Here is a 13,654-nt window from a genome sequence, read left to right as displayed (position 1 = left end):
TCAACCAAGCCAATGGAAAGGAGGCCCGTATGCCCTGCCGGCAATTTCAATGCCACACTTCCGAGATCCGCGCAAAATTCACTCTTATCGAGCTCCTGGTGGTGATTGCGATCATCGCGATTCTGGCGTCGATGCTGCTGCCGGCGCTGAATCAGGCGCGGGACCGGGCACGCACAACCGGCTGTCTGTCGAATTTGAAGCAGTATCATCTGGGAACCGTCGCGTATCAGGCGGACAATGATGATTTTCTGCCGTGCCAATGGCGCTGGCCCGATGATTTCACTCTCGGGACATGGGTTCCCCATGACTTCATCAATACCACAACTTATCGACGTCAGCACGGTTCTCATGGAGCCAAATGTCCGACTGCAGACGGAGCCTTTGCCGGTTTGTGGAACAACTCGAACAACGATGATATGTTCGCCTGTTATGTTCCGAACATCAAAAATCTGGTGGAGCGATCGGTCGGCCTTAAAAACGGCGCGGCCGCACGGGAACGTTCGGGCGATGTGAAATTTGCCTACGCCATTCGCGTCATGCGGCTGAGGAAGCCCGGCACAGCCATTCTTCTGCATGAATCCTGGATACAGAAAGTCACCTGGAACGAAGCAAACGTCTCATTTCCCGACGCGGTGGGAACCCATGCAAGAGGACGAAACATGGTATTCGCCGACGGCCACGGCAAACTGGGTTCTTTCACGGAATATTCTTATGCTCAACGCACCGCCTGGCTGCGTACGAATGTGGAGTAATCATCATGTTGAAATCGTTTCCCCTCTTCAGCGCCTTCGCGGCGTATGCACTGCTGTTGTTCCCGGCGAAATCGGCAGATCTGCCGCTCCCGGACCGGGCGATTCCGGAAAATCCGCCGCTGCGCCCCTCCGTCGTAACCTGCGGCGGAGAGAGGCTGCTGCTCGGACACGTGAAACACCTTGTGAAGGTCGAGTACCGCAACGGGAAACTGAACTGCCGACCCGCCGGATGGAGGCTGATCAACTATCCGCTGGAACAGATCTCCGGTTTTCCGGATGCCGCGACAGCGGCGAAAACCCTCTTCGGTTCGGATGCGCCGAACGTGAAGAACTACTTCTTCCACACCCCCGGAAACTCACCGGAGCCGCAGATTCCGGAGCGCCCCGAACCACTGACCAACACCCCCTCCCCCGCCCTGCGGGTCGGACACAAGGAGACCTTCACAACCATCGGCGCCGCGCTCAAACAGGCGAAACCGGGAGACACCGTCGCCGTCGCGCCGGGGATTTACCGCGAAAAGATTTCCATTCCGGAAGGGGTTGCGCTGGAAGGAGTTTCCGACAGCAAGGGCAATCTGCCGATCCTCTCCGGCGACGCTCTTCTGCCGCCGGGATCGTTTCAGAAAACCCCGGAGGGATTCTGGCGGGCCAATACTCCCGGGCCCCGAAGCGGAAGACTCTCCTGTGACGGGACCGTGCTGCGTGAGGTCGGCAGTCTGGATGAGCTCGACGAAAACTGCTTTTACCTCAGCCGTTCCGGTCGTCATTTCGCCCGCCGCGCAAAACCGGGCGAAACGCTCAGTTACCATAAAATCACGGCGGATGAAAACGGCATGCTGGAGATCGGTTCCCTCGGAAACGCCATCTATTATGCGAAGTGCTGGATCTACGTTCCCCCGAAGAAACGCTCCGGCAAAGTCGTCTGGGACCCCCGCAATCCGGAGCCGATCACAGGGAGACTCGACCTCGGCGGAAAATTCCGCATCGCCCGCCAGACCGGGTCCGGCGACGGCTCGCAGGTGAATCGCTTCCGAATCTGCGTGAACGGAGAATATGTGCCGGTTCTGTTCCTGCCCGGGCGTCCGGTTCCAAGCCTGAACTACGGAAAAAGTGAACGAATCGAGAACTTTGTACTGAACGAAGGCTGGAATGAACTTTTCTTCGAATTCGACTGCTGCACCCTTCCGGAAGAACGGAAATTCAAATTTGGACTTCCGAAAGGAATCACCGGTTACTACGCCACCGCCGACAAGCCGGAGAATTTTCTGGAACCACCGGAAGCCGCCTGCAATATGAAATTTGTCCCCGAACTTCTTGTGAGCGACCCGCTGCCGACGGAAATGGATCGCGCCATCTATGTGCGGCTCGCCGGGGATGTCGACCCGAACGAACGGCTCATGGAACTCGGCGTACACGATTTTCTCGTCAAACTCGACGCTCCGCGCGGCGCATTGCGCGGGTTCGAACTGCGTGGAGGAACGCAGTTCCAGCAGCGCGCCCAGCTTTCGGTATCCGCGCCCGGCTGTCTGGTGGAAGGGTGTCTCTTCTCCTCGCCGGAAGTGCGCGGAATTTCGGTCAATCTCGGAAACTTCAATCAGGACGATCCGCCGATCGTAATCCGCGGCAACCTGATCCGCGACCCCGGCGGCATCGGCATCGGCGCCTCCGGCCGGAGCGAAAAACTGACCGCGGCGAACCAGAACAGCTCCGCCCCCGGCCGCGGGCGCATGGTCGTCGAATACAACACGGTTACCGGCAACAACCGCAACGGTTACAACCGTTACTGGGAATCCGGATCGTTCAAGTTCTTCCGCCTGACCGGCTGCGTGATCCGCTACAACCGCTTTGTCGGCGGCTTCGGCCCCGGACTGTGGATGGACTGGGAACACTACGGGAACCGCATTGAGGGCAACCTCGCGGAAAAAGTCAACTCCTTCGGCATCGGCATCGAAGCGAGCCCCGGCGCGAATCTGGTCTGCAACAACGTCATTCTCGACACCGTTCCGGGCGAGGTCTGGTTCCGCTTCGGAATCCTCGCCTGGAGCGCCGACCGGGTCTGGGCCGTCAACAACACCGTTGATGGACGCGACAACCCCGCTCCCGCCTGGAAAAATCTGACCGGAACCGGCGGCATCTATCTTTCGGAAGGGCCGCTCAACCGCCGAACGCGCTGGGGTGAAACTCCGAAAAACGGCGCGGCATTCAACAACCTCCTCTCCGGCAACCGCCCGGATCTGGCCGGAAAATTCGCGGTGCAGGGCGGCAACGACGGAAAACCGGTTGAACTCCCGCCGGAAATGAGCGTCACGCAGGACTTTTACGGTCTGCCACGGACCGAACCCGGATGCGGCGCATTTCGCGCGCAGCAGGACTTCAATTTTGAAATCGAACTCGACAACGGGAAAATCATCCAGAAATGAAACTTCTTCTCCTTATGACGACGGCGGCTCTGGCCCTCTTTGCACCGGCGGCGGAACCCGACTGGGAACTGCCGGAAGAGTATACCCGCGACAACGGTTTCCGCGGAGACACCATTCTCAACGGCTTCTGGATCGCCGACGGCAAACCGGAACGAATTCCGGCTCTTCCGGTAAAAGGGAAAGGTGTCCGGACCTTCCGACGGGAATTCAAACTGCCCGAAGCGTGGCGCAACCGGCAGCTGTTCCTCGAAATAAACTATGCCAAAGGCGAACTGCGGATCGACGGCATCCCGGCGGGAACCCTCGACGGGAAGGAGTTCTGCGAACTCCCCATCACGCCCCGGACGGACGGCCCCGCCACAATCGAAATCACCGCCCCGTCGATCGAAGGAGATGTGATTTTGCGTTCCCGACCGCAGGGTGTGCATATCGCCGACAGCTATCTGCGCACCTCCTTCCGCAAAATGAGCGTGACGCTCGACGTGGAACTTTCGGCTCCGACCGGAGGAACAGTCGAAGCCGTCATCAGCTCGAAACCGGACGGTTCTGAGCCGGCGCTGACTTTCACGCTGCCGATTCCCGCCTCGGGACGCGGCAGCATCACCGTCCCGTGGAAGGATCCGCAGCTCTGGAGCCGCCACAATCCCCGACTCTACTACTACACGCTGACGCTGCGCGACCCGAAAGGGAACATCATCGACCGCCGTCTGCCGCGCAGTTTCGGATTCCGGGAGGTGTGGGTCGAAAACGGCTCCTTCATGGTAAACGGCATTCCCACCGCGATCTGCGATGACGCGTGGGAGGGGTCTGCGGGGATGCGGAACATCTGTATTCCGCAGGCGGAACGTCTCTTTGCCAAACTCAAGGAAGCCGGCATCTCCGGCGGCATCCGCTGCAACAATGAAAATGCGATCCGGATGGCCGACAAGCACGGATTGCATCTGCTGCAGAACTGCGGCAGTTTCATCCGGGTCAACATCTGGGATCCGAAAAGCGGCCTGACCCCGATGAACGGCGAGGAGAGCCGCGAAGACGTGATCCGCCGTGTGAAACGTCTGCGGGAACACCCCTCCATCCTCGCCTGGAGCTCCAACACCGCCTACGCGCTGGCTTCCATGCATCCGGAATACGCCGGACAATACTACAACTCCTGGGAATATTTTCCGCTCAGCCGCTCCTCCGCCGAAGCAAAGACCGCCCAGGAGCTCTTCCGGGAACTGGCGGAACTCGTCCGCACCGTCGATCCGGAACGGCCGATCGCCTCCCACAACGGCCCGTACAGCTCCATCGAAACTGCGACCCGCTACCTCTGCGACAACCTCGATGTGCAGGAACGGGAGGAGTTCTTCGACTTCTGGTCGCGTTCCGGAAAAAAACGCAAGGCCATCTGGCTGACGGAATTCGGCATCCCCTTCGCGGGTCATCAATATATCCGCTACATCGATCACCAGATGCCGCATGGCGGAATCTGGCCGAAAATTCACCTTGAAAATGCCGCCCGGTACTATGGACCGTCGATCTACCGGGAGGAGAACGAGGCTGATTTTGAACGCTATCCCCGCGACAACTACTATCGTCACATGCTCTATCCGGTCATGCAGCGCCTCACCGCCGACAATGTGCGGCGGATCTGGCGCGCGTGGCGCACATACGGCGTCAGCGCAAGCGCACACCATATTCTCAACGAAGGGTGCTTCGGCCCACTCGCCAATCCATCACCGCAGCATCGGTTCGGGTTCCGGGAACTCGACGACCCGCGCTGCCCGGGATTCAGTGTCGCGATGCGCGGAACCTTCCCGATGCCGGGCATCGATCCCGAGACTCCGGCGGCGCGCGCCTGTCTCGATGCGACGGCTTTCGCAACCGGATACATCGGCGGCCCGGACGGACGTTTCACCTCGAAGGACCATCTCTTCTACTCCGGTGCCTTGATCCGCAAGAACTTCATCGTCATCAACGACCTCGACCGCCCGGTGGAAGTCGAAGGACGCTGGGAGCTGCGCCGGCGGGGAACGACCGTCCGCAAAGGAGATCTGCGCGGAAGCGTCGATGCCGGAATGCGGGAAAAACTCCGGTTCATCATGGAATTCCCCGCCCCGGAAGTGTCGGAACGCACCGATTTCGAACTCATCGCCGATGTATCGATCGACGGCTGCAAGGTTTCAGACCGTTTTATGCTGACGGTATTCCCGCCGCACCGCGTCCCGGAACGAAACTTCGCAGATAAAACCGTCTGGTACGCCAACATCAGCGACGATCTCACGCACGAAACCCCGCATCTGGTCATCAACCGCGACAATGCCGAACTCCTCAAAGCGGCCGGACTGGACGCGCGGCTGCTCGGCGGACTCAAGAGCTACTCCTGGCGGGGGCTCGGCCCTGACGCGGCGATGGCCCTCCACCGCACCCGGAAAGAGGTCTCCGGCACCCCGCGCCCCGGCGATCTGCTGATCATTCCGGCTCGAACGCTGACCGTTTCGCCGGACGGGTATCAGCATCTGCTGCGCCTCCTCGAAAAAATCAAACTCGACGATCTCGTAGCCGACGGCGTGAATCTGCTGGTCATGGAGCAGGATCTTGACAATCTCTTCGGGATGACCACGGAGGAGACCCGTCCCCGGCAGGCGTTCATTGCGGCGGAGGGGCATCCGGCTTTCAAGGGGTTGAAGGACTCCGATCTGAGCAACTGGTCCGGGGAATCGCGGCTGCGTCCCGCCATCACCCCGATGGGCCCCGGCGAAGAACGTTTTCCGGAACGGCTCTGGCACGTGTCGAATACCAATGCGGTCGCGACCCGAACCCTGGTTCGCCCGCAGCGTGGCGCAGTCCGCGCTCTCGCAGTCAGCGGCTTCGACCTTCAGGAGAGCCCGCTGCTCGAAGTCGCCCACGGTCGCGGCAGAATGATTTTCTGTCAGTTCGACATTTCCGGACGTTACGAGTCCGATCCGGCGGCGACCCGGCTGTTCGACAATCTGATCGATTACCTTCTTTCCGCTCCCGCTCCCGATCCGACTCGAAGTGAACTGGCTGCGGCTCCGCGGGAGAGTCTCGAAAAACGTTCCCGGCTCTTCCACGCCGACCGTCCGGAAGGCAGCGAAAAATGGGGGATCACCAATGGAGAGCTTTTCAACCGCGAAGCGATCTATCCGGACAACCGCCCCGTCAAGTCCCTGCCGGACACCCGCTTCCCCGTCTTCTCCGGCAACGGCGCGGAGATCATCCGGCGTCAGCCCGGCGGAACTCTCCTCATGTGCGCCTGGACGCCCGATGATTTCGCCACCGGCTGGATGAAGCGCAAGGTCGCCTGGATTCGCGCAGCTTTGCTTGTCAATCAGAACGGCAGCCGCACCGACGGCCCTTCCCTCTCCCGTCAGGGAAATCCGACCAACCTTTATCCATTCGTCTGGATCGAGGGATTCGTCCACCCATACACGACTGATATCTGGTAACCACCTGACGGAACGACACATGACCATTCCGGAATCTGTCAACTCGAACGAAAATCGGGCAGCGCCAATCGCAGAACCGCGGGAAACGTCCAGCTCATTCCGCCAGGAGAAAAGACTCCGACGCCGAAGTTGAAAACCGCATCCGTTTGCATAACCAAGCCATCGGCAAGGGGAAGCCTCGGCCCCAAAGGGCTTGATGGGCCGGTAAGAACTTCGATGCAAAATCGCTCTTCTTCCCCCCGGTCTCCCCGGCAAAGGCCGGAAAATCTTTCATCTGCGAGTCCCCCGTTCGTCGCCATCCACATTTAGCTCCTCTATTGAAGCCGTTCAGCTGCATCCGGCACATTCGGCAGATTTACACATGCGTCACAAAACAATGCCCTCTTCCGGTCGGAAAACCGGAGAGGGCGCAGGCAACGCCTGAAACAAGACAGGCGATTGTTTCCACATTCCGCCGCTTATTGCGCAGCATCAGACGGGGCTGTTTCGGCGGAACCTCCTTCCAGCATGGCAATCTTCTCCTTGACGTCGCGGAAGCGCGGTTCGAGCTCATACAGCTCCTTGTAGTATTCCAGCGCGCGGGCTTTGTCGCCGGTCTTCTCCATGATGCGCGCAAGTGAATAGGCCGTCGTCAACCGGTCCTTGTCGAGACGCGGAATGATCGAAAGAACCGTTTCGAGCTCATCCACGGCCTCCTTGTACTTCCCCTGCTGCTCGTAACAGTCCGCCAGAGCAATGCGCGACATGACTTCGCAGCGCGCAGACTGGCGGGAGATCATGAACTGTTCAATGGCCAGATCATACTCGCCACGCTCATAACGGAGTTTGCCGAGATCGTAGACCAGCCCGATATCGTTCGGATAGTGTTCGATGCGGCTCAGCGCATGATCGAGCTTAAGCTGTTCCCGCATCGCCTCAAGTTCGGCGATACGGGCCGCAGGATCGGCCAGGTCCTTCGGCGGACGACGTTTGATCTGCGCGATCTCCTTGTCGATCTTGCCGATTTCCGCCTCTTCGAGATTCTTGTCGAGCTGCGGATCGTATGCGGCCGAAGCGGCAATGACCTTGTTGATCTCCGCGATCGCCTTGTCGAAGTCGCCCATGATGATATAGGCGGAAGCGAGTTTGCGGCGGACATCCATCGATTCACCCATGGCCAGAACCTTCAGCAACTCATTCACGACCAGCTTCGCCTGAGCCGCGTCGTGAATCGTGTTCTCCAGCAGCTGAAGGATCGCGGCGGACTTGCTGCCGATCGCATTCGAACCGGCCCCCTGCTCCACAGAGGCCATCGCCACATTCTTGGCCTGTTCGCGCTGCTTTGCATCAATGTTGATCGCCTGGCGGTAGGCGTCCTGAATCTCCTTGTTGTCCGGATTGTTGGTCGCCAGCGCGGTCAGCCGTTTCAACGCCTCACCGGCCTGCCCGGCATTCTGAAGATAGGTGGCCATTTTCAAAATGAAGCTGAAATCGTTCTGCCGGAGCTCCGAAGCACGCTCCATGGCTTCAGCGGAGATGAATGGCGCCCCAGCCTTGTCCGCGGCTTCCGCCAGCAGCTCGAGAACCGGAATGTTGTCCAGCGTCTTGGCCAGCGTATCCTCGCACAATGCCATCGCCTGCGTCGGACTTGTGCGGATCAATCCCTTGATTTTTCCGGTAGGAGAGCCGAGCCGGGCGAAAAAACGACCAATCGGAGAAACGCTCATCACCTTTTTGCGTTCCAGATCACGCAATTTCATGCGCGCTTCAACAAAAGCCGGCTCCTGATTCAAAAGATCCTTGAGTGCGAGCAACCGGTCGGATTCTTTCATGATCCGCAAAGCCTTGTGGTAGGCTTCCCGGAGTTCCGGAGTGACATTGGCAGCGGTCTTTTTTTGCATAGCTCATCCTTGCAGCGTTCCGGCAGACGATGATGATCCGTCCCCCGAAACCACACGCTCCTTCTATGGGTTGATTGTTTCTTTCGATTCCATCTGGAAACTTACTACCGAAATCGTTAATTGTCAAGTCGGGAACCATCCCGATTTGAAACTTTCATCTTCTCTTTCCGGAAAATCTCCCTTTTCATGATTGAAATTTCCTCTCTCCGGAGTATAGTAATATCCGGAACTGTGAAACGGTTTCACAAACCAGAAACAACCACAATAAAAGGAGTCGACAAAATGGCGCTTGTCCGCTGTGGTTCGAACCCGATTCTGTCGGCACGGGACATTCCGTTCGACGCGTCGCTGATTTTCAATGCGGGAGTCTGCAAATTCAACGGGAAATACGTGATGGTGTTCCGCAATGATGTCGGCTTTTCGCCGACTGGATGGACGAAGACTTACACGAATCTCGGAATCGCCTGGAGCGACGACGGCATAAAGTGGAGCGTTCAGACCGAACCGTGGAAAGTTGCCGCGGAAATCATTGAATCCGATCCGGAAATCGTCCGCTTCTACGATCCGCGTCTGACAGTGGTTGACGGCCGCTGCTACCTCTGTTTCGCCGTGGACACCCGGCACGGGGTGCGCGGCGGCATCGCCGTAACGGATGACTTCGACAACTTTGAAGTACTCTCGATGTCGGCGCCGGACAACCGCAACATGGTGCTTTTCCCGGAGAAGATCGACGGCATGTTCCTGCGGCTTGAGCGTCCGTTTCCGGAGTACAGTCGCGGTTACCAGGAGAAATTCGACATCTGGTCGTCGAAGTCGCCGGACTGCCGCTTCTGGGGGGAGACCCGTCTCGTCCTCGGGATGGAGGACGTCCCCTACGCAAATGCGAAGATCGGCCCTGCCGCTCCGCCCGTCAAAACCGACCGGGGCTGGCTCTGCATTTTCCACGCCACATACAAGGATATGAACCGCAATCTTTTCGGCTGGGAAACCGCGAACAATCCGAAGGCGACCTGGAACAAGGAGTACTTTGCCGGCCTCATGCTGCTTGATCTCGATGATCCGCAGACAGTCATCGGCCTTGCTCCCGAACCGCTCATCCGGGCGACCGAAAAGTATGAACTTGAAGGATTCCGCGGCAGCGTGATCTTCCCCGGCGGCATGATCCTCGAAGACGACGGCGAAGTGAAAATCTACTACGGTGCGGCCGACACGGTCGAATGCCTTGCCACAGCCCACGTCGACGATCTGCTCGCGATGATTAAACCGTTCCGCCGCTGATTGTTCCGCGGGAGCGACGACCGGCCGGGGAATTCGTTCCGCCGGCCGGTCTGTGTTTTGCGGAATCACTCTCTGGAACGGAAGGAATAGAGCTGCGCGCCGATCTCCCGTGCGGCCTCGACCATCTCCGGGTAAGGTCGGTCGCGTCGGGAATTCCTGTATGTCGATTCTGGAGGGGAAGGGATAATTCGCAGAGCTGGCGGGAAAAAGCGCATGGGAACGCCGGGATGAGGAGTTCCCGCACTGTTATCCGGAAGCAAAGAATACACCAGGCTTTTTCGTGACGACAGCGGATTGCATTCATCGGAGGCTTATTCCTGCGTCGGTCAATTTGATCTATGACTCAGAAATTCTGATTTGCAATCAGAATTTCCCATGCGATCTTAACTCGTATTGGCAGAATATGATGCAATGTTGCATCATATTGACTGTCAATTTATTAACAGGGAGAAAAGTGTCAGTTGTTTTTTTACTGAAAAACAGAACCATTTATTCCCGCACATGACAGTTGATAAAATAAAATGTAAAAAGAAAATGGCGCCAGTCGATAATGTCCGGAAAATTGCGCACATTTTCCGGACGTTGTCATCTTTTTGAAATTGGCTCAAGTTAAGCAACATACCGATTCGTGTTGACAAACTCCGAACCGGGTGGTATAGTAAGGGAAAAGGGAGGATGTTCCGATGACGCAAATGACCTCAATCACGCTCTGGGTTCTCTCTGGAATCCCGTTTCTGGCCGGAAGCGCGGCATTTCTCTGGGGAGTCTTCTGCTTTCTGGGCGGTCCGGACGGGCGTTCGTGGTCACCATCCGCGTTGATCGCATGGGGCGTTTCCTGGGGGATCGCCGCCGCATGCGCCGGACTCTATCTCCTGCTGAACCGGGGATCGACAAGGGCACGGCGGCTGCTACTCATCGCGTGGACGGCGCTTCTCGGCGCAGCCGGTGTCATCGGACTTCTCACCGCAGTTTTTCAAGGAGTGCCGGCGGCGTTCGCCCCGGCCGTGCTGCTGATTCTCGACGGGCTGGTGACGGCAACGCTCTTCCGCCGGAAACGACCATAAAAAAGGCGGCCCGCAAAGACCGCCTTCGGATTCCCTTTCGAAAGAGGAATTACAGTTCGAGTTTCTGCCCGCCCATTTTCTTTTCGATCCGGTATTTCGTGTAGAACGGATTCCCCCATCCGACGAGTTTGCCCTCCTCGAATACGAGCGGCATGCACTCATCGCGGGTCGTGAGTCCGTCCATCCAGACTGACTGAACAAAATAATACCAGACGTCCGGCGTCGAAAACGTCTCATCCGAGACCGGATCACCCATCACTTCGAGCACCTCCGCCTTGGTCATGCCGACCCGGAGACGCTTCGAATTCTCGATGTTCCGCTCCGCTTCGTTCCACGGCATCGACGCGCAGCCGGAAACCGCCGCCCCGATCAGGAACGCAGCGGCAAACACCAGAATCATCCTGCGGAATTCACCCATGCAAAACCTCCTCGAACCCGGGCGGCTCACTCCATCGGAGAGAACTCGCTCTTGCCGGCGCCGCACTCCGGGCAGACCCAATCCTCGGGCAGCGCCTCAAACGCGGTTCCCGCCGCGATTCCGTTATCCGGATCGCCGACCGCCGGGTCATACACATAGCCGCAGACATCACACACATACTTCTTCATTTGCATTTCTCCTACCTTGAGTCTCTTATTTCACCCGGTCCAGCAAAGACCGGCCGAGGCTTTCCCCGATTTCGTGAATCTTCTTCAGATCCTCCGAAGTCGGCATATACTTGACCTGGAACAGCTCCTGCGGCTGCTCGGCGCCGATCTCATCGAGCACCGCCTTGATCTGTTTGCCGCCCTCCCCGCTCCAGCCGTAAGAACCGAACGCAAAGCCGAGCTTGTTCTTCGGACGCAACCCTTTCACATAGCAGAGCGTGTCCGCCATCGCCGGGAACATCTGATTGTTCATGGTCGGCGCGCCGAACGCCATGAGCCCGCTGTTCGCAACTTCGGTCATGACCGCGCTGCGGTCGTTCACCTGCAGATCCATGAGCTTGACCTCAACACCTGCGGAACGGATTCCGTCCGCCAGCGCCTCGGCGAGACGCTCGGTCGAGTGCCACATCGAGGCGTACGCCACAACCGCGTGCGCCTTCGGCGCCTGCAGCGCGCACTCACGGTAAAGGTTGATGATCCATGCGATATCCTCCGGACGGCGCCACACCGGGCCGTGGTCCGGAGCAACGATCTGAATGTCGAGATTCAACCCCGGCAGCGCATCCAGCAGATCGAGCACCTTCGGCGACAGATGGTTCAGGATGTTCGCAAAATACTTCCGAGCCTCGTAATCGAGCACGTAGGCCGGATAATCCTCTCCGAACCGGCCGCTGCCTGCGAGGTGCATCCCGAAGGCGTCCTGCGAGAAGAGCAGCTTTTCCGTATCGAGGTAGGATACCATGCTGTCCGGCCAGTGCAGCATCTTCGTTTCAACAAAGGCGAGATTGCTTTTGCCGAGACTGATCGCCTCACCGTTCTTCACCGGAATCACGCCGAGGTCGCCGTAATAAGCCATGAGCGTCTTGTGGCCGACCGCCGAAGCGAACACCTTTTCCGGCTTGATCGCCGCAACCGTCGCAGGAAGACCGCCGGAGTGATCCGGTTCCGCGTGGTTCGAAACCACATAATCGACCTTCGTGACATCTCCGATCACGGAACGGATCCGGGCGAGAAGTTCAGGGACGAACGGCGCCTTGACCGTATCGATCAGCGTGATCTTCTCATCCAGGACGAGAAACGCGTTGTAGGTGGACCCCCGTCCCGTCTCATAGCCGTGGAAATTCCGGACCGACCAGTCGATCGCCCCGACCCAGTAAACTTTTTCGGTTATTTTTACCGCTTTGAAAAACTCTTCCATCTTCAACCCCGTTCCGCCAATGGCGTGATTAGTGACAAATTGATCCGCATTCTATAGAAATATAACGCCGGAAACAGCCGTTTCCAGCCCTTTCCGGCGTTGAAGGTCGGTTTTTTCCGATTATTTCTTCCAGAGGCCGTGCAGATTGCAGTATTCACGCGCCACAAGACCCGGCTGATTCGGCACGTAAAACGCGGCCTGCGGCTTGTCGCCCGGCTTGAGGAAGTAACGGTTCACATAGTTCCCGTTGTCGACTTCAATCCATTCGATATAATGCTTCTCCTCCATCGGATGCGGAATTTCTCCGACCTTCACGAGGATGCCGTCGCCCTGCTCCTCGATCACGGGAACGTGCTTCTCCCGCGCGCCGTCGACACTGCCGGCAACGAGCAACTTCATCTCTTCGCCGCAGCAGTGCGGAGCCGCACCGCAACCGGTGTCAAGCACTTCGATGACCATCCCGCACTTCGCGCACTTGTACAATTCACGTTTCTGCATTTTCCCCTCCTTGATCTTTATTCCTGCTGCAAACGCGGCATTTGCCGCTGAGTTCAAGATAAAACGAGTCGCACTGCAGATCACGCATCAGAACCCGGATCTCTCGATCGATCCTGTCGAACGTCCCGGGAGAAACATCCCGCACGGCACCACAGACCGGACAACGAACATGATGATGCTCGGACAAATCCCCGTCAAACCGCTTCTGTTTCCCCGCGGTTTCCAGTTTCCGGACAATACCGGCCTGGGACATCTGCTCCAGATTCCGGTAAACCGTGCCCAGACTGATGGTCGGCATCTTCACGCGCAACATCGTATAGAGCTCATCCGCGGTCGGATGACTCTTCACCGATCGCAGCTCCTTCAGGATCGCCTCTCTCTGTGCTGTTCTGTTCATGCTCCTCCCGAATGAGATATTTTTGATAATCATTATCCAATTGAATAATATACTGCGTTCCCGGCAGGTTGCA

The 13,654-nt window shown here is 58.1% G+C and carries 11 protein-coding genes; 5 read left to right on the top strand and 6 right to left on the bottom strand.

The window, feature by feature from the left end:
- Nucleotides 1–29 precede the first annotated feature (29 nt).
- From Q0K10_RS07475 to Q0K10_RS07465, 3 genes are read left to right on the top strand one after another with little or no spacing between them, the layout of a single operon-like run.
- On the top strand, nucleotides 30–752 hold the full coding sequence (locus tag Q0K10_RS07475; protein ID WP_294505293.1) for a type II secretion system protein: 723 nt from the start codon (nucleotides 30–32) through the stop codon (nucleotides 750–752).
- 5 nt (nucleotides 753–757) lie between these two features.
- On the top strand, nucleotides 758–3,172 hold the full coding sequence (locus tag Q0K10_RS07470) for a right-handed parallel beta-helix repeat-containing protein (protein WP_294505291.1): 2,415 nt from the start codon (nucleotides 758–760) through the stop codon (nucleotides 3,170–3,172).
- Nucleotides 3,169–6,621 carry a hypothetical protein gene (locus tag Q0K10_RS07465; protein WP_294505288.1) on the top strand — a complete coding sequence of 1,151 codons (3,453 nt, stop codon included), beginning with the start codon at nucleotides 3,169–3,171 and terminating at the stop codon, nucleotides 6,619–6,621. The genes Q0K10_RS07470 and Q0K10_RS07465 overlap by 4 nt, the downstream gene beginning before the upstream one ends.
- 458 nt (nucleotides 6,622–7,079) lie before the next feature.
- On the opposite strand, the gene Q0K10_RS07460 is transcribed toward Q0K10_RS07465, so the two are convergent.
- Nucleotides 7,080–8,501: a lipopolysaccharide assembly protein LapB gene (locus tag Q0K10_RS07460; protein WP_294505287.1), complete on the bottom strand. Its 1,422-nt coding sequence runs from the start codon at nucleotides 8,499–8,501 to the stop codon at nucleotides 7,080–7,082.
- A 282-nt stretch (nucleotides 8,502–8,783) separates the two neighbouring features.
- Between Q0K10_RS07460 and Q0K10_RS07455 the strand changes: the two genes are divergently transcribed.
- Together Q0K10_RS07455 and Q0K10_RS07450 are read left to right on the top strand one after the other, a co-directional pair.
- Nucleotides 8,784–9,779: a glycoside hydrolase family 130 protein gene (locus Q0K10_RS07455; RefSeq protein WP_294505286.1), complete on the top strand. Its 996-nt coding sequence runs from the start codon at nucleotides 8,784–8,786 to the stop codon at nucleotides 9,777–9,779.
- Nucleotides 9,780–10,462: 683 nt separating this feature from the next.
- Entirely contained in the window at nucleotides 10,463–10,843 is a 381-nt protein-coding gene (locus Q0K10_RS07450; RefSeq protein ID WP_294505284.1) for a hypothetical protein, read from the top strand.
- A gap of 49 nt (nucleotides 10,844–10,892) precedes the next feature.
- Here the strand turns inward: Q0K10_RS07450 and Q0K10_RS07445 are convergent, their stop codons facing one another.
- From Q0K10_RS07445 to Q0K10_RS07425, 5 genes are all read right to left on the bottom strand, one after another.
- Entirely contained in the window at nucleotides 10,893–11,261 is a 369-nt protein-coding gene (locus Q0K10_RS07445) for a DUF3192 domain-containing protein (RefSeq protein WP_294505281.1), read from the bottom strand.
- Between the two features lie 26 nt (nucleotides 11,262–11,287).
- A complete protein-coding gene (gene rd, locus Q0K10_RS07440) occupies nucleotides 11,288–11,449 on the bottom strand; it encodes a rubredoxin (protein WP_294480857.1) in 162 nt (53 codons plus the stop codon).
- A 25-nt stretch (nucleotides 11,450–11,474) separates the two neighbouring features.
- The gene (locus Q0K10_RS07435; protein ID WP_294505277.1) at nucleotides 11,475–12,686 is read right to left on the bottom strand and encodes an FprA family A-type flavoprotein; all 1,212 of its coding nucleotides are present in this window, start codon (nucleotides 12,684–12,686) and stop codon (nucleotides 11,475–11,477) included.
- A gap of 120 nt (nucleotides 12,687–12,806) precedes the next feature.
- Nucleotides 12,807–13,184 (bottom strand): desulfoferrodoxin, encoded by a 378-nt coding sequence (locus tag Q0K10_RS07430; protein WP_294505275.1) that lies wholly within the window; start codon nucleotides 13,182–13,184, stop codon nucleotides 12,807–12,809.
- Nucleotides 13,171–13,581, bottom strand: a complete 411-nt coding sequence (locus Q0K10_RS07425) for a transcriptional repressor (protein WP_294505272.1) — start codon at nucleotides 13,579–13,581, stop codon at nucleotides 13,171–13,173. Before Q0K10_RS07425 ends, Q0K10_RS07430 begins: the two co-directional genes overlap by 14 nt.
- Nucleotides 13,582–13,654 lie beyond the last annotated feature (73 nt).

This window comes from uncultured Victivallis sp. (genome assembly GCF_944391105.1).
Taxonomy (GTDB): Bacteria; Verrucomicrobiota; Lentisphaeria; order Victivallales; family Victivallaceae; genus Victivallis.
This window is presented reverse-complemented; position numbering and strand designations above follow the sequence as displayed.